The organism is Pseudomonas marginalis, from assembly GCF_024169655.1.
In the GTDB taxonomy this organism is placed as follows: Bacteria; Pseudomonadota; Gammaproteobacteria; order Pseudomonadales; family Pseudomonadaceae; genus Aquipseudomonas; species Aquipseudomonas paraveronii.
Genome location: NZ_JALJWV010000001.1, coordinates 4,481,418 through 4,503,221, shown reverse-complemented (window position 1 = coordinate 4,503,221; position 21,804 = coordinate 4,481,418). Strand labels below are relative to the sequence as shown.

Sequence of the window (21,804 nt, the reverse complement as noted above, 5' to 3'; positions counted from 1 at the left end):
ACTAATGCCGACAGGTAGACTGCTGCGATCACCTCCCCGGAGCCGACCATGGCCAACGCCTTGCCCGACCTGAAACTCCTGCGCATCTTCGTCAGCATCGTGCGCCACCAGGGGTTCGCCAATGCGCAGCACGAACTCAACCTCTCGACCTCGGCGATCAGCACCTATATGAGCCAGCTCGAATCGGCGTTGGGCCTGGTGCTGTGCCACCGTGGCCGGGGCGGGTTCAGCCTGACCAGCAAGGGCGAGCTGTTCCATCAGGAAACCCTGCGGCTACTGGGCGAGCTCGAAGGCTTCGAGCAATACGCCGCCGCGCTCAAAGGCGAACTGCGTGGCACGCTCAAGCTCGGCGTGCTCGATTCCACCGTCAGCGACAAGGCCCTGCCGTTCGCCGAGGTGATCGGCGCCTACAGCCTGGAACACCCGGCGGTGCATTTGCATTTGTCGGTGCTGAGCCCTTACGAACTGCAACTGGGCGTGCAGGACAACCGCCTGGACCTGGCCATCGGCGCGTTTTCCAATCGCATGAGCGGGCTGATCTATATGCCGCTGTACCGCGAGCAGCACTGGTTGTATTGCAGCACCCGGCACCCGCTGTTCAATGAGCGGCGCATCCCTGAACAGGTGATCACCCAACAACGCATGGTCGGACGCGGCTACTGGAGCCAGGCGGAGCTGGCACGCCATGGCTTCAAGCACAGCGCCGCCACCGTGGAAAGTATGGAGGCGCAACTGATCCTGGTGTTGTCCGGCGCCTACATCGGCTACCTGCCCGAGCACTACGCCCAGGCCTGGGCCGACAAGGGCGACCTGCGCGTGCTGCTGCCGGCGACCTTCGGCTACCAGGCGCCGTTCTCGATGATCATGCGCCGTGGCCGTAGCCGTGAACCGCTGATCCAGACCTTTCGCGACTTGCTCAAAACCCAGCTCAACCAGGCCTGAAAAACCATGTCCAGACCCCAATGCTCCCGTTGCCTGCGGCCCGCCAGCCATTGCCTGTGCGCGCTGATCCCCAGCCTCGACAGCCGCACCCGCGTGTTACTGCTGCAGCACCCGAGCGAGGTCAACCATGCGCTCAATACCGCGCGGCTGGCGGCGTTGGGCTTGAAGAATGCGCAGTTGGTGGTGGGCGAGGTATTCGATGATCTGCCGAGCTTGTTGAACCCGCCTGGTTATCAGGCGCGCCTGTTGTTTCCGGCTGACGATGCCCAACCGCTGCAGGCGTATGGGCCGGGTGACGAGCCGGTGTTGCTGGTGGTGCCCGACGGCACCTGGCGCAAGGCGCGCAAGCTGTTGCACCTCAACCCGCTGCTGGCGGCGCTGCCCAGGGTGACGCTGGCCGCGGGCGCCGTCTCGCGCTACCGCCTGCGCAAGGCGCCGGGCCCCGGTGCGTTGTCGACGGTAGAGGCGATTGTGCAGGCGTTGCAGGTGCTGGAGGCGCCGACATCGTTCGAGCCGTTGCTCAACCCCTTCGATGCGTTGATCGAGGGCCAGATCGCGGCGATGGGGCCGGCGGTTTTCGACAAGAACCACGGCTGATCCATGGCGCTACATAACTACCTGAGAGGCTGACGGCGAGGCGCTAGGCTGAGCTTTTCAGGAGCGACACCATGGGCGAGCCGATTAACCCCGCGCCGCAGAACGAACTGACCGATTTTATCGCGCAGCAGCGCGCGCCCTTGATGGCTGGCCCGGAGTGGTCGGCCTTGCAAGCCCTGGATGCCTTGAGAACCGAGTTCGATGGCCTTCTGGGCGTGCTAAACCTCGCAGAACAACGCGAGTACGTGAGCCTGCAAAGGGCCTGGATCGATGCCCAGCACACCCTGGAGCGCGACATTCGCCAATTCACCGTTGCGTTCGAAGAACACGCCATGGCGTCGTTGCGCAGTGAATTGAAAGCCCTGACCGGCCAGGACATCGACCCTACGGTAGCGAAGATCCATACCCGTTACCTCAAGCCGTCCGGTCGAGTCCGGCGCGAATTTAAAGGCGATGAGATCCTGGTCTCGCACGTGACCCTATGGGACGCCGCCTGTATGAACTATGACGGCCTGACCGGTTGGAGCTACCCCGGCCGCACCGGCCTGGCCGATGCCAGTTACCTCGACCAGGGCGTCAATGCGACCGCCAGCGATTTCATTGCGCTGGTGCGCCGGCTCGATCTCGGCGGGCAACTGCGCGACCATCTCGACCAGGCGCTGCAGGCCAACGCTTCGCTGGGCAGCGGCATCATGCGGTTAGCCAATGCCGAGTTTGCGTTTGCCCTCATCGACGCCTTGAGGGACACCAAAGCCAGCCGCGTCGACCGGGACAAATACCAGCAGGTGAAACGTGCGTTGGCGGGAGAGGCGCGCTGGGAGCACGTAGAGGAAATGCTGTTGTTCGTGCCCCATGGGACGGACAACGTCAGTTGGCTGCCACAATCGATCGGCTTTGTCGGGCAGTACGTCGGCAAGCCTCCCGGCGACAGCTTGAGCATTCCCCACATCGTGTTCTCCGTCAGCGGTTGCAAGGGGGCCTTCAGTTTTATCCCGAATCGCCCCGGCGGGTCTCTGCGTCATCACGACAGCCATCGGGAAGCCTGCGAGGTGTTTCATGCGCAGTTTCATTCGGCCTACCGCGAGGGGCAGACCGGTTGGCTGTACCAGATCATGTGTCTGAGTGACTGTGCGCGGCTCAAGCAAATCGCCCAGACCGCGCAGCCGCGTCGCGACCTTGAGGGCTTGGAAAAGCTGGTCGACTGGCTGGCCCGAGCGATTCCGAAAGTCGATATCGTCGACAAGGTCGGCTATGTGCGCAACGCCGTGCAAAAGGTCCCGCCGGTGAGCTTGAACGATTTCTATCTCAAGCGCAGTCGCGCCAATCTGCAGGAGCTGGCCCACCAGACGCCCGGGTTTATGTCCACGATGCTTGAGCTGTTCCAGACCCTCATCAGTGAAATTCTCGATGTGCTGTTGATCCCGGTGCCGGGGGCGTTGAAAGGGTTGGGGCGGGTAAGGGCCTTTGCGATGTTCGTGGCGATGGAGCAAGCGCTGGTCGAAGGTGGGCAGCGGGCGCTGCTGGGTGAGCCGGTCGAGTTGGTCCAGGGGTTTGCCGACCTTGCCGATTTGCTGATCAGTGGCCGATTGCATACTCGTTTGGCGCGCAGCGTGCAGCGTCGCCATCAGCACTTGTATCAACGCTTGTCCCGGCAGCACGGTGCAGGGCCCGAGCATCGGCAGCTGACGAGCCCGCAGGTGCTCGAAAGAATGCTCGGCAGTCAGGACGTACCGCTACGGGACATTGAGGTTGTCCTCGAAACGAGCGCTACCTCGGTGCAGACCTTGAGCCAGGTATGGGAGGGCGCGCCCGCGTCGGCGTCCCTGGTCGACGCGGTGCATCGGTTGCGCGCCGACCGGCTGATCGATTGGGTGGCCACGGCCGACCCCGAACGCCCCGCGCCGATCGACGCGCTGGACGTCATGGCGCCGCTGCTCACCCAACTGCAGGGTTGGCCGGTGGAGACCTGCTTGAGCATTGAAAACCATCAGGGCCTGGAGGTGCGTCGCTACAGCAAACAGGCAACGCGCGCGACAACCGCGGTGGTCACGCTGACCGCGCTGGAAAACCATGCGTTCGCCTATGCCACGCCGCGCCGCTTCACCGCCCATCCGGCACAGGCTATCGTGGCGTTGTTGCCGACGCTTGTTTCAGGGGGCGTGCAGGTGCTGTGCCAGCAATTGGCGACTAAAGCCAGGGCCTTGAGGATCGACCTGTTTGACGCGCTCACGCGGTTTGCCCAGACCCGGCGTGCTGACGCAGCGGGCGCGAGTGCGTCGGTGCTCAGCTTGTTGCCCGAGCGTGTCAACCTCGATCAGCCCGTACCGGCGGTGATTGCCCAACTACGGACCTTGCACCCCGAATTGAGCCTGGCGCGGCTGCTGGAGGTGTTGCGCGAACACCCGTTATCGGCGCATCAGCAGACCCAATTGCTGCAGTCGCAACTGCAACCCGAGGCGCTTTACGACGCATTGCGCGCCGCGCGCCAGGTGGCGCGCCGCGAAGCCATCGTCGATGGTCTGTTTCATCCGCGCCGGTATGCCCGGCAAACCCAGGACTGGGCCGCGCATTTCGCCCACTGCGTGCTGCGCGACGGCAGCGCCCAGGCGTTGCTGGTCAGCCCGGCCACGCAAGCGGTGCCCTATGTTTCGCAGGGGGCGCAAGACCGCAGCGTGGTGGTCATTGATCAGGACCAAGGACGATTTTCACCGTATTACCACCGTGAGTCGCGCACCGGCGCCATGCTGAGCGGCGCCAACGCTTTCTATCTGGCGATCATGCGTCAGTTGTCCGACGATGAGCAGCGTCGACTCGGGTTGGATGCGCAGCACCGCGTCGCCGATTTTCGCAATCAGGTCGCTCGCGCCCTGTTGCGCCATCGTGCGCCGGACGGCTCGTTTTATCCCGACCGGCGCGACATCGCGCACTACGTCAGTCACGTCGATACGGCCCATATCGCCGCAGAGCCCGATGCCCTTGGCCTTTACCGTCAGGGGACGGAGCGCTACCTGCGGCTGGACGATGCCTATTTCAAGGTGGCGGAGCAGCCATGGCGCATCGTACACCCGTCCCTGAACGATGCGTATTCCCCATTGTTGAGCCACAACGGCGCCGGCGCCTGGCGGCATGAATGGGAAAACCCGCTGACGTGGGACGGGCACAAGGCGTTCCAGCGTCTTGGCCCGTTTGCCCGCGCGTTGCCGGCGGATGCCATCGAGCAGATTCAGCGGATCAGCGGGGTGACAGCGGACATCCTGCGCCGGATACATACAGGCAATGAACGCCCGCCGGTGGCCGTGCTGGAAACCCTTGAGCGGTTCACGCTTCATCAACGGGTCAGCAGCGGCGTGGATGCGGGGCGGGACTTTTTCGACAGGGTGCTCGGTGAGGTCGGCAACGAAAGCGCCGAGGCGTTGGTGGGGCAGGCGGGGGGCAGCCGTGTCGAGCAAGTCGCGCTGATCGAGGCCAAGGTGGCGCGCGACCGGCCCCACATGGAGCGCCTGTTTTTCAAGGCGCTGAGCCCAAAACAGGCGCCATCGAGCGATCCGTTGGCGCAGGTGCTGCAGCGCGATTTTCCCAGTTTGACGGCGGCACTGGCCGAAGAACTGGTGCGCGACATCACCGCGCAGGAGCGCCTCAGCCTGCAGGCCGACCGCATCCCCTTGAGCCTGATGTCGGCCGTGCGTTGGCGGGTGAGTGCGGCGCGCAAGATCAGGGCGCTGCAGGGATTGTATCTGCCGGCTGCAGCAAGTGAAGAGACCTCAAGACTGATCCTGCATACATTGCCGGACATCGACGGATGGCCGAGCCACCTGCGGGTCGAGGTGTGGGAGCGCGGTCGCCTGATCGATAGGATCGGCCCGGTCGACGCTGCGCTCAGACGGATACTGGAACCGGTCGACGTGGATTATCAGGCCTACATTCTTCTCGCGAACGGTGAGCGGCAACCGACGGGGCGTCCTGGGGCGTTCCTGGCTGTGCTGCTGGACGCATTACCGTCGATTGAACGTGACGCCCTGCACTACACCCACGATGCGCTGCGCCAGGAGATCGAACAGCGTTCGCAACACACGCTCAGCCGGTTCGACCCACAGCGACGCCCCTGGTACATCCCGCCGCAGCGCCTGGCGGATGGGCGCGTGGGTTACCCGCTGAGCGGCGGTGAGCATTGGGGACCGGTGGACCGTGAACAGGTCGCCCGGCTGCGGCAGTTGTTTCCAACGAAAACCGATGAGCAGGCCTTCGAGCTGCTCAATAACCTGAGTGATTCCGTTCAGGAGCGGGAAGCCTCGATCAACTTCATGTTCAAAGAGCGCGCCGTCTTGAATGACAACCTTGACCGATGGTGCCTGCTGGGGAAGCCCGAGCACTTGTCCGCACAACGTGAGGCGGCTGCGCGCATTCGGCGTTGCTGGGCTAAAGAAGACTCCATTCGCGGGATACCGTATGAACTCGTCCTGGATGACTTGGCATTGAGTGACTTGCCGACGCTGGGCGCCTATTTCGGCCATGTCGAAGTGTTGAGCCTGAAAAATAATCGGCTGCAGGCCATTCCCGCGAGTTTCCTCAGGTGTTTCCCGCAAGTGCGCTGGGCTTTTTTCAATGGCAATCATCTGCAGCGCTTTCCCGTCGGGTTGACACAGCTGGGCTATTTATCGCTGCTCAACCTCTCGAACAATCAGCTCAGGTTTCGACTGGGGGACGTGGAGCGGCTCGCGGACATGACCAGCCTGGTCAAGCTGGATTTATCGGTAAACCCATTGCGGCAGGGGCAACGCTTGAAGCTGCATCAGTTGAAGAAGTTGCGTGTGCTTAACCTGCGCAATACGCAAATTGAAAGCCTGCCCCTTGGCGCCACCAGCTTGCGATCGCTGGAGCGCTTTGATTTGCGTGACAATCGAATATCGGTCCTGACCAGCCTCGATTTGTTTATTTTCCCGAACGTCTATCGCGCGATGAATTTGCAAGGTAACCCGCTTTCACAGGGCTCCTTGCAAGTGATACGCCGCTACCGTGAGGTCCCAGGCCAATCGGATATCGATTTTGGCCTGGACACCCAGCCCACAGCGGCCCCCACGGGCTCCGACAGATGGTTGGTGGTGCTGCCTTTCGATGAGGTTCCCCGCTATAAAGAACTCTGGAAACAACTGCAGAAACGCCAGATGGCGGAAGATTTTTTTGCGCTGCTGGAACGTATCGCTGCCTATCCTCCGCTCGTCGCTCCCGGCTTTCGGGCGCTACGGAACGATCTGACGTACCGTGTGTGGCAGTTGATCGAGAGTGCGATCCATAACGAGCAACTGGCCGTGATCCTGTTTCAGCACCGCTTCGAGCTCAATCGCGGGGTGGATGGCTGGCTGTTATCACTCAACGCGCTGGAGCTTAAGTTCCTACCGATCGAACTGCTCGCCCGCGACGCGGACGGGGATGCCGCGCCACTCCTGAACTATTTTCGAGCGATGCACCGGTTCCGGATCATTGATGTGATTGTGGAGCGTTCCCATGTCACTCCAGAGCCGGAGGCGCAGAGCAGCATTATTCTTGCCTGCCGCATCGCGTTGGCGCACAGCCTGGATTTACCCCTGGGATTCGACGAGCGTTTGGCCAGGACAATGCCAGGCCCCAACGCAGACTTCATCGCCACGACGCACGGCTTCATCGTGGCCGCCGAGGCGGATGTCGACTGGCCGGCTTTATTCGCGCAAGAGGACTACTGGAGGCAATTTCTCATGCGTAAATACCACGCGCGGTTCGACGCGCAACTTGGGCGTTACGATCGAGAAATGGAGCGTGCGCAGGAGGGCGTCGAAAGCGGGGAGATGAGCGAAGGCGCGTATCTGCGGCGGGTGCGTCAGATTCAAGTCATGAGGACACGCGACGAGGAGCAATTGATTGATCAACTGACACGCGAGGAATGGACCCGCTTCGTGACCGGCTGATTGCGTGCTTATGCCTTTAAGCCATAAGCACCGCACTTTGCGTGATATGGCGCGCCAGGCTTTCCCGGTATGATGTTCGCCCCCGCAGTCTGGATTGCGAATACGCCATGACCTTGCAGTACCCTACAATCGCCGATTGCGTCGGCAACACGCCCCTGGTCCGCTTGCAACGCATGGCGGGTGAAACCAGCAATACCCTGTTGCTCAAGCTCGAAGGGAACAACCCGGCCGGTTCCGTGAAGGACCGTCCGGCGCTGTCGATGATCACCCGCGCCGAGCTGCGCGGGCAGATCAAGCCCGGCGACACCCTGATCGAAGCCACCTCCGGCAACACCGGGATCGCCCTGGCCATGGCTGCGGCGATCAAGGGTTACAAGATGGTGCTGATCATGCCCGACAATGGCAGTGCCGAGCGCAAGGCCGCGATGACCGCCTACGGTGCCGAATTGGTCCTGGTCACCCAGGAAGAAGGCATGGAAGGCGCCCGCGACCTCGCCGAGCGCATGGCCGCCGAAGGCCGTGGCCAGGTGCTGGATCAGTTCGCCAACGGCGACAACCCCGAGGCGCACTACACCACCACCGGCCCGGAAATCTGGCGCCAGACCCAGGGCACGATTACCCATTTCGTCAGCTCCATGGGCACCACCGGCACCATCATGGGCAACTCGCGCTACCTGAAGGAGCAGAACCCGGCGATCCAGATCGTCGGCCTGCAACCAATGGAAGGCGCGTCGATCCCCGGGATTCGTCGCTGGCCTGAAGAGTATTTGCCGAAGATCTACAACGCCACGCGTGTGGATCGCATCATCGACATGGCCCAGCGTGAAGCCGAAGACACCACGCGCCGCCTGGCCCGTGAAGAAGGCATCTTCTGCGGCGTGTCCTCCGGCGGCGCCGTGGCCGGCATGTTGCGATTGTCCAAGGAAGTGGAAAACGCAGTGATCGTCGCGATCATCTGTGACCGTGGCGACCGTTACTTGTCGACCGGCATTTTCGACGAACCCAACTGATGGCCAAGCACGAGAGAGGCCTGCGCTTCCAGCCGACGGGCGGCAGCCGTACCCCACAGATTCCGGTGGGCAAGAAGCAACGCCTGACCATCGAGCGCCTGGCCAATGACGGTCGAGGCATCGTGTTCTTCGAAGGCCGCACCTGGTTCGTCAACGGTGCGCTGGCCGGCGAAGAGGTGGAAGCACGGGTGTTGGGCGCCCACGGCAAAGTGGTCGAGGCGCGCACCGAGCGGGTGTTCAAGGCCAGCGAGCTGCGCCGCCCGGCACCGTGCGCGCACTTCGGCCGTTGTGGCGGTTGCAGCGTGCAGCACCTGCCCCATGCTGAACAACTTGCCCTGAAACAGCGCATGCTCGCCGAGCAGTTGTCGCGTGTGGCGGGGGTCGAACCGCAAGCGTGGGCCGCGCCGTTGAGCGGGCCGGAGTTTGGCTATCGGCGTCGCGCCCGTGTGGCCGTGCGCTGGGATGCCAAGGCCAAGAAACTGGAAGTCGGTTTCCGCGCCGTGGCCAGCCAGGACATCGTCGCCATCGACGATTGCCCGGTGCTGGTACAGGCCTTGCAACCGATCATGCAGCGCTTGCCCGGCATGCTGCGGCGCTTGAGCAAACCGCAGGCATTGGGGCATGTGGAGCTGTTCAGCGGGTCGTCCATCGCCGTGTTGTTGCGGCATATGGCGCCGTTGTCGGACGCCGACCTGCAGATCCTCAACGAATTTTGCGCCTTCCATGAGGCCCAGTTGTGGCTGCATGGCGAGGGCCAGCCCGAACCGGTCGCGCCTGACCAGGCCCTCGGTTATCGGTTGGAACAGTGGGATCTGGAACTGGCGTATCGGCCGGGCGATTTTGTCCAGGTCAACGCCGGGGTCAACGCGGCGATGGTCGCCCAGGCCCTCGAATGGCTGGCGCCGCAAGCCGATGAGCGGGTGCTGGACCTGTTTTGCGGCCTGGGCAACTTCGCGCTGCCACTCGCTCGCCAGGTGCGTGAAGTGGTGGCGGTGGAAGGTGTACAGACCATGGTCGAGCGCGCGGGGCTCAATGCCATCAGCAATAATTTGCATAATGTGCAGTTTTTTCAGGCCGATTTAACCCAGTCGTTGACTGACGCGGAATGGGCCAAACAGGGCTTTTCTGCGGTACTCTTGGACCCACCCCGCGATGGTGCCCTGGAGGTTGTGCGCAAGCTCGCCACTCTGGGAGCCAAGCGCCTGGTGTACGTGTCCTGCAACCCGGCAACGCTGGCGCGGGACACGGTTGAGCTGGTCAAGCAGGGCTACCGGCTAAAACGTGCCGGGATTCTCGACATGTTTCCGCAAACTGCGCATGTCGAGGCGATGGCGTTATTTGAAGCGGGCTAGGATGCCCGTTTAATCCGACTGGCCTGCATTCTCCTGGGCCGTGATCTGCCTGGGAGTGTGTGAGCTTTAGTGATAAAGCAGGTCAGCGATGATTTTTGGCGCATCAAAGGTGCGTCGTAGGGAAGGTAAGCAAGATGGTACAGGTGAGAGCACACCAGCCGATCAACACCGACGGTAGTATCAATCTCGAGGCATGGCTGGATCATGCCGTCAGTGTCGACCCGGCACTGGACCGTGAAGCCTTGAAAGCAGCCTGCGAGTTCGCTCGTGAGTCTGAACAGCAAGACAATGCGGCCAAGAACCTGTGGGCGGAGGGCACTTCAAGCTTTCGTACCGGGTTGGAAATCGCTGAGATCCTCGCGGATCTCAAGCTGGACCAGGATTCACTGATCGCCGCCGTGCTCTATCGCGGCGTGCGGGAAGGGCATATTGCCTTGCCGCTGGTCAGCCAGCGTTTTGGCACGCTGGTGGCCAAGCTGATCGACGGCGTGCTGCGCATGGCCGCCATCAGCGCCAGCCTCAGCCCGCGCCAGTCCATGGTACTGGGCACCCAGGGCCAGGTGGAAAACCTGCGCAAGATGCTGGTGGCGATGGTCGACGACGTGCGCGTCGCCTTGATCAAGCTGGCCGAACGCACCTGCGCGATTCGTGCGGTGAAGACCGCCGACGACGAAAAGCGCAACCGCGTCGCCCGCGAAGTCTTCGACATCTACGCACCCCTGGCGCACCGCCTGGGTATCGGCCATATCAAGTGGGAGCTGGAGGACTTGTCCTTCCGCTACCTCGAACCCGACCAATACAAACAGATTGCCACGCTGCTGCATGAGCGCCGGCTCGACCGTGAGCGTTTCATCACCGACGTGATGGGCCAGTTGCGTGCCGAGCTGCAGGCCACCGGTGTTGACGCCGACATCAGCGGCCGCGCCAAGCACATCTATTCGATCTGGCGCAAAATGCAGCGCAAAGGCCTGGCGTTCAGCCAGATCTACGACGTGCGCGCCGTGCGCGTGCTGGTGCCGGAAGTGCGCGACTGCTACACCGCGCTCGGTATCGTCCACACCCTGTGGCGGCACATCCCCAAGGAATTCGACGACTACATCGCCAATCCCAAGGAAAACGGCTATCGCTCGCTGCACACTGCGGTGATCGGCCCCGAGGGCAAGGTGTTGGAAGTGCAGATCCGCACCCACGCGATGCACGAAGAGGCGGAGTTGGGGGTGTGTGCGCACTGGCGCTACAAGGGCACCGACGTCAAGGCCGGGTCCAACCAGTACGAAGAGAAAATCTCCTGGCTGCGCCAAGTGCTGGAATGGCACGAAGAACTCGGCGACATCGGCGGCCTGGCCGAACAACTGCGGGTGGATATCGAACCGGACCGGGTCTACATCTTCACCCCCGACGGCCACGCTATCGACTTGCCCAAGGGCGCCACACCGCTGGACTTTGCCTACCGCGTCCACACCGAAATCGGCCACAACTGCCGGGGCGCCAAGATCAACGGGCGCATCGTGCCGCTCAACTACAGCCTGCAGACCGGCGAACAGGTCGAGATCATCACCAGCAAGCACGGCACGCCGAGCCGCGACTGGCTGAACCCGAACCTGGGTTACATCACCACGTCGCGGGCGCGGGCGAAGATCGTCCACTGGTTCAAGCTGCAGGCGCGCGATCAGAATGTCGCCGCCGGCAAAACCCTGCTCGAACGCGAACTGGCGCGCCTGGGCCTGCCCCAGGTGGACTTCGACAAGTTGGCCGAAAAAGCCAACATGAAGATCGCCGAAGACATGTTCGCCGCCCTCGGTGCCGGCGACCTGCGTCTGGCGCAACTGGTCAACCTGGCCCAGCAACTGGTGGAGCCGGAGCGGGGCAACGAACAACTGGAGTTGATCCCGCGCAAAGCCACCGGCTACAAGCCTGGCAAGCGTGGCGATATCCAGATCCAGGGCGTCGGCAACCTGATGACGCAAATTGCCGGTTGCTGCCAGCCGCTGCCGGGCGACGCCATTGTCGGCTACATCACCCAGGGCCGTGGCGTGAGCATTCACCGCCAGGACTGCGCCTCGGTGCTGCAGTTGGGCGGGCGCGAGCCGGAGCGGATCATCCAGGTCAGTTGGGGGCCGGTGCCGGTGCTCACCTATCCGGTGGACATCATCATCCGTGCCTACGACCGTTCCGGCCTGCTGCGTGACGTGTCGCAAGTGCTGCTCAATGAGCGGATCAACGTGCTGGCCGTCAATACCCGCTCGAACAAGGAGGACAACACCGCGTTGATGTCCCTGACCATCGAGATTCCGGGGCTGGACGCGTTGGGGCGGTTGCTGGGGCGGATTTCCCAGTTGCCGAACATCATCGAAACCCGGCGCAACCGCACGCCATGAACATCTGGATGAACACAGTCTGAAAGGTGGGAGGCGGCTTGGCCCCGAAAGCGGAGTGTCAGGTACCCGATTCTTGGTTGACCCACCGCAATCGGGGGCAAGCCCCCTCCCACATTAGATCGGCGGCGTTCTGAACTGATCGGATAGAGATCGATGTATTCACTTGAAGACCTGCTGCACCTGATGAGCCGCCTGCGCGACCCGAAGTACGGGTGCCCGTGGGACATCAAGCAAACCTACGCGAGCATCGTCCCGCACACCCTGGAAGAGGCCTACGAAGTCGCCGACGCCATCGAGCGCGGCGACTTCGATCACCTGCAAGGCGAGCTGGGCGACCTGCTGTTTCAAGTGGTGTATTACAGCCAACTGGCGCGCGAAGAAGGGCGCTTCGAGTTCGCGGGAGTGATCGACAGCATCACCCGCAAGCTGATTCGACGTCATCCCCATGTATTCCCCACCGGCGATCTGTACGCGCCGCTGGATGTCCCGCAACTGAGCGAGGAGCAGGTCAAGGCGCGCTGGGAGCAGATCAAGGCCGAGGAGCGTGCGGAAAAGTCCGATGCCCCCGAGCAGCTTTCCCTACTTGACGATGTGCCCACCGCTTTACCGTCCCTGTCCCGTGCCGCCAAATTGCAAAAGCGCGCCAGCCAGGTCGGTTTCGACTGGCCCGCTGCTTTGCCGGTGGTGGATAACGTCCGCGAAGAGCTGGATGAAGTGCTCGAAGCCATGGCCGATAACGATGCCGTGGCCATCGCCGATGAAGTCGGTGACCTGCTGTTTGCCGCGGTCAACTTGGCCCGGCACCTTAAGGTCGACCCGGAAACTGCCTTGCGCGGTGCCAATGCCAAGTTCGAGCGACGTTTCCGATTTATCGAACAGGCATTGCGCGATACGCGCCAATCCATGGAAGATTGCACCCTCGAAGAGTTGGACGCCCTGTGGGGCGAAGCCAAACGCCAGGAAAAGAATGTGTCCAGCTGCGGTTGAGCAGTTGCCTAAGTGAGTAAGCACCATGAGCCTTTCCCTTCGCGACCAGTTGCTCAAAGCAGGTCTGGTCAACCAAAAGCAGGCCAAGCAGGTCGGCAAAGACAAACAGAAACAGCAACGTCTGGTCCACAAGGGCCAGGCCGAGGCCGATGACACCCAGGCACGCCTGGCCCAGGAAGCGATGGCCGAGAAGGTCAAGCGCGACCAGGAGCTGAACCGCCAGCAGCAGGAAAAAGCCGAGGCCAAGGCCCGCACGGCCCAGGTCAAGCAACTGATCGAGACCTCGCGCCTGCCCAAGCTGACCACCGAGGACTACTACAACTTCGTGGATGACAAGAAGGTCAAGCGCCTGTCGGTCAACACGCTGATGCGTAACAAGCTGAGCAACGGTTCCCTGGCGATCGTGCATCACGCTGGCAGTTACGAGGTGATCCCGCGCGAAGCGGCGCTGAAGATCCAGGAGCGTGCGCCGGAGCGTATCGTCCAGCTCAATATCCTGACGGAAAGCCAGGTGCCGGATGAGGATGATCCATACGCCGCCTACCAGATCCCGGATGATCTGATGTGGTGAGGCTGTAGAGCCAACAAAACCCGCTCAAAGGCGGGTTTTTGTTTTCAGGCAACCAAGCTGCGTAGGCCTGGCGCCTGAGTCTTGCGAATATTCAGACGCTTTGTGCCTGGCGTTTCATCTCAAGGCTTTCGAGCTCGTTCTTATAATTATGAGCGTCGCTCTCGTTATGAAACATGCCGACCAGCAGGTCTTGTTGGTGTACATCCCAGATGTGAATCCCATGGCCCAATGCTTCGTGGGACATATGTTCGTCGTCGCGTTCAGTTACTTTTACAGTCATCTGCTTGCTCCAATCTCTGGTTGATCTGCGGCAAGTCGTCGCAGGCTTTTGTTATATGTTTTGTTAGCTTGCTAGGTAAACTGATTTTTCCTGCAACAGTTCTTTGCAGTATTCGCAACAATCCCGCAGGCCGCGTAAGCTGCGACATTGCGCCGCAGGCTGCTGAGTTTTATGACAAAAGTTTCATCTTGGCGTAAGGCTTTGGCATTGGATTGGCGTTGTTCGCGATGGCGATAGTGGCCTTGCCTAAAAAATCCCGGGCGAAAAAAAGCCCCGCATTGCGCGAGGCTCTTTTTAACTCATCGGCGCTATCAGCTACCTTTGACAGACTGACCGTCAACCGTACCGTCTTGCAGCATGATGTTGTATTCCTTGCCGTCGGTTTCCACCTGACGCAGAGCAACCAGGATGCCGCCCCAGTCCTTGGCAAACCACATCTGGGTGATGCGCTTGCTTTGAGTCGGATCGCGCACGCGCTCGACCTTGATCGCGTCGATGGAGCCGGCTTTGGTCTGGACCTTTTCCGGGCCGATCACGCGGAAGTCGTAGGTGTCGACGTCGGTGCCTTCAACCACGTTGTAGCTCATGCTCTTCTTGCCAGCCGCGACATCGCGCTGCAGCGCCAACTGGTAGGTCGACTTGTCGAGCATGCCGCTTTGCAGGGCAACGTTGACCGGATCTTTGTTTTCAAAGCCGGTGACTTTCTTGGCCGTCTGGTCGAAGTCCAGGTTGATCTTCTTCGCCTTGCCCAGGCCGCCGCGTTCGAAGGTATAGCTCTTCGGTTGCAGGGCGTCCTTGTCGAAGTGGAGCACGCTGGTTTCGGTGAGGCTGGCGATCATCATGGACGCCTTGAAATTCAAGGTCCAGGTGCCGTCGCCATTGTGGGTCAGGCTGCGCTCGGCCGAGCCGCTCATGGGCAACTGTTTCCAGTCGGCGGTATAGCTGGCGGAGAAAGGATGTAAATCTGCTGCTTGCACCGCAGGCAAGGCGAACAGCGCAAAAGCGAAGAGCAAGGCGCGACGCATAAAAACTCCTAGGTTCGAATCAAGTGGCCGCTGGCCGCGAGTAACTGGCCGTCCAATAATGCACCCTGTTTACCAAGAATCAACCGTCCCTCGGCAAACCAGCGAACAGCCAGCGGGTAAATCCTGTGTTCCTGGGTATGAACCCGTTGCGCAAGCGTCTGCGCCGAGTCGTCAGACTCTACCGGAACCACTGCCTGTACGACCAGAGGCCCGCCATCGAGTTCCTCCGTCACAAAATGCACGCTGCAGCCATGCTCGCTGTCGCCCGCGTCGAGGGCGCGCTGATGGGTGTGCATGCCTTTGTACTTGGGCAGCAGGGAAGGGTGGATATTCAGCAGCCGCCCTGCGTAGTGCCGCACGAAATCCGCGCTGAGGATGCGCATGAAGCCGGCCAGTACCACGAGTTTGGGGTTAAAGGTGTCGATCAGTTCGATCAAGGCGCTGTCGAAGGCCTCGCGACCTTCGAAAGCCTTGTGATCCAGGGTGCGCGTGGCAATGCCGGCGTCCCTGGCGCGTTGCAGGCCATAGGCGTCGCTGCGGTTGGAGATCACCGCAGCGATGCGCGCCGGGCTGTCGCCGGTGCGCGTGCTGTCGATCAGGGCCTGCAAATTACTGCCGGTGCCGGAGAGCAGCACCACGACATCACAGGTTGCAGGCATCAGTGCGCCTTAAGGTTCTTCAGTTCAACCTGAGCCGCGCCTTCAGCAGCGGCGGCGATCTGGCCGATGACCCAAGGCTGCTCGCCGGCTTCGCGCAGTACGTTCAACGCAGTTTCCACGTGCTCTTGCGCCACGCAGATCACCATGCCCACGCCGCAGTTCAGCACGCGGTGCATTTCGGTTTCGTTGACGTTGCCTTTCTCTTGCAGCCAGTCGAATACCGCAGGACGTTGCCAACTGGCCACGTCGACAATCGCCTGGGCGCCTTTTGGCAGGACGCGCGGGATGTTGTCCAGCAGGCCGCCGCCGGTGATGTGGGCCATGGCTTTGACCGCGCCCGTGTCCTTGATCAGCTTGAGCAGTGGCTTGACGTAGATGCGCGTCGGGGCCATCAGCAGGTCGGTCAGTGGCTTGCCGTCGAGCTGGATGTTTTCGATGTCGGCGCCGGACACTTCGATGATCTTGCGGATCAGCGAGTAACCGTTGGAGTGCGGGCCGGACGATGGCAGGGCAAGCAGGGCGTCGCCGGCAGCGACTTTGGAGCCGTCGATGATCTCGGCTTTTTCGACTACGCCGACGCAGAAACCGGCCAGGTCGTAGTCTTCGCCTTCGTACATGCCCGGCATTTCAGCGGTTTCGCCGCCAACCAGGGAGCAACCCGACAATTCACAGCCGGCGCCGATACCGGTGACCACCTGGGTGGCGGTCTCGACGTTGAGCTTGCCGGTGGCGTAGTAGTCAAGGAAGAACAACGGCTCGGCGCCGCACACCACCAGGTCGTTGACGCACATGGCGACCAGGTCGATGCCGATGCTGTCGTGTTTGTTCAGGTTCAGTGCCAGGCGCAGCTTGGTGCCCACGCCGTCGGTGCCGGAGACCAGCACCGGCTGTTTGTAGCCGGCCGGGATTTCGCAGAGGGCGCCAAAACCGCCCAGGCCGCCCATGACTTCGGGGCGCGCAGTGCGCTTGGCGACGCTCTTGATGCGTTCGACCAATGCTTCACCGGCGTCGATGTCTACACCGGCGTCCTTGTAGCTCAGGGAGGGTTGCTTGCTCATGATCCAGGCCTTTAGGGGGGATTCAGGGGTAACGACCGAGTGGGCAAGGGCGCTTGTGAAAAGGCCCAGCCGCTGACGGTCTGCGAAGGCGCGCGATTTTATCAGGCTTGAGGGGCAGCGGCCATCCTCGGGCCGACGGGCAGGGCCATATAGATTAAAAAAGCCGATTAAAAAAATGCTAATCGGGTCTGCTTCGGTGCGTATTAAGGTATAGCCTTGAACCCGCTATCGTTATGACAGTAGGAAAACTTACCGAGACTCCGTGAATGTTTTACCGGTCGCTGGGGTCACAGCCTTGGCAAACCGAGATCACGCGGTCTGTTCCAGTCGCTAATTTTGTCGTTCGGGAATCTTCCATGCGTCTGTGTAATGTCTTTTTTGTAGGCTGCTTGTCGTTGGTCAGCCTGGCGAGTCATGCCGAAACCCTCAATGGTCTTTATCAAGTACTCGAACCGGTCAGCAGCCAGTCCCCGCAAGAACGCGACCAGGCGACCCAGCGCGCCGTTCAAACCCTGGTGCTCCGCCTGACTGGCGACGCCAAGGCCGCCGATGGCCCTGGCCTGGCGGCGGTGCGCAAGGACCCGCAACAAATCATCAGCCAATACGGCTACGACGCCGGGCCACCGGAAAGTCTGCAAGTGGATTTCGATCCGGTCAGCACCGATCGCGCGTTGCGTGGGGCGGGCTTGTCGATCTGGGGCAGCAATCGGCCGTCGATCCTCGGTTGGTGGCTGAACGACTCCACCGACGGCAGCAACCTGGTAGGGGATGGCCAGGCCGTCGCCCAGGCGCTGCGTCGTGCGGCGCAACACCGTGGCTTGCCGCTGCGCCTGCCGTTGGGGGATCTGGATGAACAGGTGGTCGCCACTGCGCCGAATCTGGAAAGCGCGGACGCCACGCCGTTGCGTGCGGCCTCGGAACGCTACGGCGCCGATGCGATGCTCGCGGTGCATGCGCGCCAGGAAGGCAGCCAATGGCAGGCCAAATGGCGCCTGTGGCTGGGCGACAAGAGCGAGCAGGGCACCGCGCAAGGGGCCGACACCGCCGCCGTGGCCGATGCCGTGATGCTGGCCGTCAGCCAAAAACTGGCGCCCCGCTTTGCCGTCAAGCCGGGCGTGAGCACCGAGCAATTGCTGGAAGTGCAGGGCATGACCCTGGAACGCTATGCGGCGCTGGGCCACTTGCTCGAGCCGTTTGGCGGCCAGCCGCAGCGTGTGGATGGCAATCGTATTGTGTATCGCGTCAATGGCAGCGCCGATCAGTTGCGTACTCAACTGAGCCTGGCCAGGTTGCAGGAGATTCCCGCGGGTGAAGCACTGGCTGCGCAACCGCCAGTGGACGGCACGCAGCCGGCCGCCGCCCCTGAGCCGCAGGCGCAACTGCGTTTTCGTTGGTAAATGTTCTGCTTTATATAGCAGCCGATAAAAGATGGAGTGGTGTATGGCGGATACGCGTCGTTGGGTTTGGCTTGGCGGGATCGCCCTGCTGTGCATTTTTGTGTTCTTGCTGCATTCGATCCTGACGCCGTTCCTGATAGCGCTGTTGCTCGCCTATCTGTTCGATCCCGTGGTGGATCGCCTGGAGAAAGCCGGCCTGTCACGGACCTTGGGCGTGGTCACGGTGTTTGCGCTGTTTACGCTGATCATCACGGCGCTGGTGCTGGTGCTGGTGCCGATGCTGGCCAAGCAATTGTTCCGTCTGTATGAGCTGGCGCCGCAAATGCTCGACTGGCTGCAGCATACGGCGATGCCGTGGGCCCAGGCCAAGCTGGGGCTGGCGGATGGCTTCTGGAAGTTCGACAAGGTCAAGGCCGCGATCAGCGAGCATATGGGCCAGACCACCGACATCGTCGGCGTGGTTCTCAGTCAGGCCACGGCATCCAGCCTGGCGCTGATCGGCTGGTTGACTAACCTGGTGTTGATCCCGGTGGTGGCGTTCTACCTGTTGCGGGACTGGGACATCATGATGGCCAAGATTCGCAGCCTGCTGCCGCGCGCCCGTGAGGCGCGCATTGTGTCCCTGGCCGGGGAGTGTCATGAGGTACTGGGGGCGTTCGTGCGTGGCCAATTACTGGTGATGCTGGCCCTGGGAATTATCTATGCCGCCGGCTTGATGGCGATCGGTCTGGAGTTGGGCCTGTTGATCGGCTTGATTGCCGGCCTGGCAGCCATCGTGCCGTACATGGGCTTTGTGATTGGCATCGGTGCTGCGCTGGTCGCCGGGCTGTTCCAGTTTGGCGGTGACCTGTACCCGATGCTTGGGATTGTCGCGGTGTTTATGGTCGGCCAGGCCCTCGAAGGCATGGTGCTGACCCCGCTGCTGGTGGGCGACCGCATCGGCCTGCACCCGGTCGCGGTGATCTTTGCGATCTTGGCCGGCGGTGAGTTGTTCGGCTTTACCGGCATCCTGCTTGCGCTGCCGGTGGCGGCGGTGATCATGGTGCTGGTGCGTCATGTACACGATCTGTACAAGGATTCGGATGTGTATACGGGTGTCGAAGACCCCGACTTGTAATCGCGGTGTCACAAACCCGGCTCAGGCCGGGTTTGTTGTTTCTGGCACTGTCGCGTCAAACAATTCGCGTAAATCCAGCAAGTTAACGCAAACCTTTGATTTTGCTTGTGGTCTGCTGCATTGTGCGCCCAGCGTCACGGGTATAAACTTTGCAAACTTTTCACAGAGGCCACTAACGGTTCGATCGGAGCCGTTCAGTCAGCATGAAACCGATTCAGCTGCCCTTAGGTGTGCGTCTGCGTGACGACGCCACCTTTATCAATTACTACCCAGGCGCCAATGCCGCTGCACTCGGCTATGTCGAGCGGCTCTGCGAAGCCGACGCCGGGTGGACTGAAAGCCTGATCTATCTGTGGGGCAAGCAGGGCGTGGGGCGCACCCACCTGTTGCAGGCCGCGTGCCTGCGCTTCGAACAAATGGGCGAACCGGCGGTTTACCTGCCGTTGGCCGAGTTGATGGATCGCGGGATCGGGATTTTCGACAACCTCGAACAATACGAACTGGTGTGCCTGGATGATCTGCAGGCCATCGCCGGCAAGGCGGATTGGGAAGAGGCGCTGTTTCATCTGTTCAACCGCCTGCGCGACAGCGGCCGCCGCCTGTTGATCGCGGCTTCGACCTCGCCCCGTGAGTTGCCGGTCAAGCTGGCCGACCTCAAGTCGCGCCTGACCCTGGCGCTGATCTTCCAGATGCGCCCATTGTCCGACGAGGACAAATTGCGTGCCCTGCAATTGCGTGCGTCCCGTCGCGGCCTGCACCTCACCGACGAGGTCGGGCACTTTATTCTCACCCGTGGCACCCGCAGCATGAGCGCGTTGTTTGATTTGCTCGAACAGCTCGATCAGGCCTCTTTGCAGGCCCAGCGCAAGCTGACGATTCCCTTCCTCAAGGAAACCCTTGGCTGGTAGCAAACCCTTGTATTTCGTAGGGCTTCAGCAGATTTCAGGCGCCAGAAAACCTGCGTTTGGGCCGGCTTGGCCACGCAAAACACGTGCATAGGGTATTAAGGGCTTAGATGTCATAGCGCAAACAATAAGTCACATAGGTCACGATTGAATTTGCAAATCGATGTGATAGAAGGCATAGTCTCGACTTCTTTACACATTTGCCACGGTCGTGCCCATGCTAAATCGCTTCGCACCCCTCGTGCCTCTCGCACTTGTAGCTCTGTTGTTTGGTTGCGCCTCCCACCCTCAACAAGTGGCCGAGCAGCACGCTCAACAGTATAAAAATCAGGCAAAATTCGTTGCTGCGCAGTCTTCCACTGTTTATGAGGAAGAGCTGGCAACCGAAAAAGAACTGGCCGCCTTCGCTGGCAACAAGCCTTATCAGCTTCCCGTTCTGGCCGACAGCATTCTCGAGCGCGGCATGTCCCTGATCGGTACCCGTTACCGTTTCGGCGGTACTTCCGAAGCCGGTTTCGATTGCAGCGGTTTTATCGGTTACCTGTTTCGTGAAGAAGCTGGCATGAACCTGCCACGCTCCACTCGCGAAATGATCAACGTGAATGCACCGTTGGTCGCGCGTAACAACCTCAAGCCGGGTGATCTGCTTTTCTTCAGTACCAGTGGTCGTGGTCGCGTCAGTCACGCCGGTATCTACCTGGGCGATAACCAGTTTATCCACTCCAGCAGCCGCCGCAGCGGTGGTGTTCGAGTCGACAGCCTGGGCGACAGCTACTGGAGCAAAACCTTCATCGAAGCCAAACGCGCACTCGCCATGGCCCCGACGACGATTACCGCCAGCAAGTAAAGTTAAAGTGATACTTGAAGTTTGACGTGTAAGCGCTAGAATCCTTGAATATTGTTGTAATCCGTTCGCGCAAGCCTTGCTTGCGCGTTCTGGTTTTCAGCGTTCGGCAGCGAAAGCCGCATCCAGACCAGGATTGTTCTGCACATGTCGACCTCGGCCCGCCTGATTCTTATTGTTTGCGCCGCGCTGATCAGCGCCTGCGCAAGCCGACCGCAGCCTGCGCCCGTAGCGGCCAAGCCTAAACCGGTGTTCAACACCAGCCAGAGTTTCTCGCCAGCCGCCGAAGACGTGCTCTTCCGAGCGCTGGGCCTGGTCGGTACGCCTTATCGTTGGGGTGGCAACACGCCAGACTCGGGGTTCGATTGCAGCGGGCTGATCGGGTTTGTCTACCGTGATGCCGCCGGCATCTCCCTGCCGCGCACCACGCGCGAACTGATCGTGATGCGTGGCCAGGACGTCAGCGAGCAGAACCTGCAAACCGGTGACCTGTTGTTCTTCGCCACGGGCGGTGGCTCGCAGGTCAGCCACGCCGGGATCTATGTCGGCGAAGGGCGCTTTGTGCATGCGCCGCAAACGGGCGGTACGGTGAAGCTGGACACCTTGTCCAAAGCCTATTGGCAGAATGCCTACCTGAGTGCCAAGCGTGTGTTGCCGGCTGAAAATCTGGCGCGTAACCCTTAAGTCAAACCAGGATCCCAATGTGGGAGGGAGCTTGCTCCCTCCCTCCCACATTTGTTTTG

The 21,804-nt window shown here is 61.3% G+C and carries 17 protein-coding genes; 13 read left to right on the top strand and 4 right to left on the bottom strand.

Annotated elements, in window-relative coordinates:
• The first annotated feature begins 48 nt into the window (after positions 1-48).
• The 8 genes from J2Y83_RS20560 to J2Y83_RS20525 all read left to right on the top strand — a co-directional run bounded on the left by J2Y83_RS20560 (position 49) and on the right by J2Y83_RS20525 (position 13,776).
• Entirely contained in the window at positions 49-942 is an 894-nt protein-coding gene (locus J2Y83_RS20560; RefSeq protein WP_253397787.1) for a LysR family transcriptional regulator, read from the top strand.
• A 6-nt stretch (positions 943-948) separates the two neighbouring features.
• Entirely contained in the window at positions 949-1,539 is a 591-nt protein-coding gene (locus J2Y83_RS20555; protein WP_253397785.1) for a tRNA-uridine aminocarboxypropyltransferase, read from the top strand.
• 71 nt (positions 1,540-1,610) lie between these two features.
• Positions 1,611-7,478, top strand: coding sequence for an NEL-type E3 ubiquitin ligase domain-containing protein (locus tag J2Y83_RS20550; protein WP_253397783.1), 5,868 nt, complete (start codon positions 1,611-1,613; stop codon positions 7,476-7,478).
• Between the two features lie 107 nt (positions 7,479-7,585).
• Positions 7,586-8,488, top strand: a complete 903-nt coding sequence (gene cysM, locus J2Y83_RS20545) for a cysteine synthase CysM (RefSeq protein ID WP_253397781.1) — start codon at positions 7,586-7,588, stop codon at positions 8,486-8,488.
• On the top strand, positions 8,488-9,840 hold the full coding sequence (rlmD, locus tag J2Y83_RS20540) for a 23S rRNA (uracil(1939)-C(5))-methyltransferase RlmD (RefSeq protein WP_253397779.1): 1,353 nt from the start codon (positions 8,488-8,490) through the stop codon (positions 9,838-9,840). The genes cysM and rlmD overlap by 1 nt, the downstream gene beginning before the upstream one ends.
• A gap of 134 nt (positions 9,841-9,974) precedes the next feature.
• Positions 9,975-12,218: a GTP diphosphokinase gene (relA, locus tag J2Y83_RS20535; protein WP_253397777.1), complete on the top strand. Its 2,244-nt coding sequence runs from the start codon at positions 9,975-9,977 to the stop codon at positions 12,216-12,218.
• A gap of 153 nt (positions 12,219-12,371) precedes the next feature.
• A complete protein-coding gene (mazG, locus tag J2Y83_RS20530; RefSeq protein ID WP_253397775.1) occupies positions 12,372-13,205 on the top strand; it encodes a nucleoside triphosphate pyrophosphohydrolase in 834 nt (277 codons plus the stop codon).
• Between the two features lie 25 nt (positions 13,206-13,230).
• On the top strand, positions 13,231-13,776 hold the full coding sequence (locus J2Y83_RS20525) for a DUF2058 domain-containing protein (RefSeq protein WP_247397034.1): 546 nt from the start codon (positions 13,231-13,233) through the stop codon (positions 13,774-13,776).
• Between the two features lie 91 nt (positions 13,777-13,867).
• Here the strand turns inward: J2Y83_RS20525 and J2Y83_RS20520 are convergent, their stop codons facing one another.
• From J2Y83_RS20520 to purM, 4 genes are all read right to left on the bottom strand, one after another.
• On the bottom strand, positions 13,868-14,056 hold the full coding sequence (locus J2Y83_RS20520; protein ID WP_247397035.1) for a hypothetical protein: 189 nt from the start codon (positions 14,054-14,056) through the stop codon (positions 13,868-13,870).
• Between the two features lie 311 nt (positions 14,057-14,367).
• Positions 14,368-15,081 carry a DUF3108 domain-containing protein gene (locus tag J2Y83_RS20515; protein ID WP_253397773.1) on the bottom strand — a complete coding sequence of 238 codons (714 nt, stop codon included), beginning with the start codon at positions 15,079-15,081 and terminating at the stop codon, positions 14,368-14,370.
• Between the two features lie 8 nt (positions 15,082-15,089).
• Positions 15,090-15,740, bottom strand: a complete 651-nt coding sequence (gene purN / locus J2Y83_RS20510) for a phosphoribosylglycinamide formyltransferase (RefSeq protein WP_253397771.1) — start codon at positions 15,738-15,740, stop codon at positions 15,090-15,092.
• Positions 15,740-16,798, bottom strand: coding sequence for a phosphoribosylformylglycinamidine cyclo-ligase (purM, locus tag J2Y83_RS20505; RefSeq protein WP_247397040.1), 1,059 nt, complete (start codon positions 16,796-16,798; stop codon positions 15,740-15,742). Before purM ends, purN begins: the two co-directional genes overlap by 1 nt.
• A gap of 356 nt (positions 16,799-17,154) precedes the next feature.
• Here purM and J2Y83_RS20500 point away from each other — a divergent pair, with 356 nt between their 5' ends.
• From J2Y83_RS20500 to J2Y83_RS20480, 5 genes are all read left to right on the top strand, one after another.
• Positions 17,155-18,195, top strand: coding sequence for a DUF2066 domain-containing protein (locus J2Y83_RS20500; protein ID WP_253397769.1), 1,041 nt, complete (start codon positions 17,155-17,157; stop codon positions 18,193-18,195).
• A 43-nt stretch (positions 18,196-18,238) separates the two neighbouring features.
• Positions 18,239-19,312, top strand: a complete 1,074-nt coding sequence (locus tag J2Y83_RS20495) for an AI-2E family transporter (protein WP_253397767.1) — start codon at positions 18,239-18,241, stop codon at positions 19,310-19,312.
• A gap of 203 nt (positions 19,313-19,515) precedes the next feature.
• Entirely contained in the window at positions 19,516-20,220 is a 705-nt protein-coding gene (gene hda, locus J2Y83_RS20490) for a DnaA regulatory inactivator Hda (protein ID WP_247406650.1), read from the top strand.
• Positions 20,221-20,434: 214 nt separating this feature from the next.
• Positions 20,435-21,064 (top strand): C40 family peptidase, encoded by a 630-nt coding sequence (locus J2Y83_RS20485; RefSeq protein ID WP_253397765.1) that lies wholly within the window; start codon positions 20,435-20,437, stop codon positions 21,062-21,064.
• A gap of 144 nt (positions 21,065-21,208) precedes the next feature.
• Positions 21,209-21,745 carry a C40 family peptidase gene (locus tag J2Y83_RS20480; RefSeq protein WP_253397763.1) on the top strand — a complete coding sequence of 179 codons (537 nt, stop codon included), beginning with the start codon at positions 21,209-21,211 and terminating at the stop codon, positions 21,743-21,745.
• Positions 21,746-21,804: the final 59 nt, after the last annotated feature.

Excerpts from the sequence above, each read along its gene's own strand:
- J2Y83_RS20560 (WP_253397787.1), top strand. The coding sequence starts at position 49 with ATGGCCAACGCCTTGCCCGACCTGAAACTCCTGCGCATCTTCGTCAGC.
- J2Y83_RS20555 (WP_253397785.1), top strand. The coding sequence starts at position 949 with ATGTCCAGACCCCAATGCTCCCGTTGCCTGCGGCCCGCCAGCCATTGC.
- J2Y83_RS20550 (WP_253397783.1), top strand. The coding sequence starts at position 1,611 with ATGGGCGAGCCGATTAACCCCGCGCCGCAGAACGAACTGACCGATTTT.
- cysM (WP_253397781.1), top strand. The coding sequence starts at position 7,586 with ATGACCTTGCAGTACCCTACAATCGCCGATTGCGTCGGCAACACGCCC.
- rlmD (WP_253397779.1), top strand. The coding sequence starts at position 8,488 with ATGGCCAAGCACGAGAGAGGCCTGCGCTTCCAGCCGACGGGCGGCAGC.
- relA (WP_253397777.1), top strand. The coding sequence starts at position 9,975 with ATGGTACAGGTGAGAGCACACCAGCCGATCAACACCGACGGTAGTATC.
- mazG (WP_253397775.1), top strand. The coding sequence starts at position 12,372 with ATGTATTCACTTGAAGACCTGCTGCACCTGATGAGCCGCCTGCGCGAC.
- J2Y83_RS20525 (WP_247397034.1), top strand. The coding sequence starts at position 13,231 with ATGAGCCTTTCCCTTCGCGACCAGTTGCTCAAAGCAGGTCTGGTCAAC.
- J2Y83_RS20520 (WP_247397035.1), bottom strand. The coding sequence starts at position 14,056 with ATGACTGTAAAAGTAACTGAACGCGACGACGAACATATGTCCCACGAA.
- J2Y83_RS20515 (WP_253397773.1), bottom strand. The coding sequence starts at position 15,081 with ATGCGTCGCGCCTTGCTCTTCGCTTTTGCGCTGTTCGCCTTGCCTGCG.
- purN (WP_253397771.1), bottom strand. The coding sequence starts at position 15,740 with ATGCCTGCAACCTGTGATGTCGTGGTGCTGCTCTCCGGCACCGGCAGT.
- purM (WP_247397040.1), bottom strand. The coding sequence starts at position 16,798 with ATGAGCAAGCAACCCTCCCTGAGCTACAAGGACGCCGGTGTAGACATC.
- J2Y83_RS20500 (WP_253397769.1), top strand. The coding sequence starts at position 17,155 with ATGCGTCTGTGTAATGTCTTTTTTGTAGGCTGCTTGTCGTTGGTCAGC.
- J2Y83_RS20495 (WP_253397767.1), top strand. The coding sequence starts at position 18,239 with ATGGCGGATACGCGTCGTTGGGTTTGGCTTGGCGGGATCGCCCTGCTG.
- hda (WP_247406650.1), top strand. The coding sequence starts at position 19,516 with ATGAAACCGATTCAGCTGCCCTTAGGTGTGCGTCTGCGTGACGACGCC.
- J2Y83_RS20485 (WP_253397765.1), top strand. The coding sequence starts at position 20,435 with ATGCTAAATCGCTTCGCACCCCTCGTGCCTCTCGCACTTGTAGCTCTG.
- J2Y83_RS20480 (WP_253397763.1), top strand. The coding sequence starts at position 21,209 with ATGTCGACCTCGGCCCGCCTGATTCTTATTGTTTGCGCCGCGCTGATC.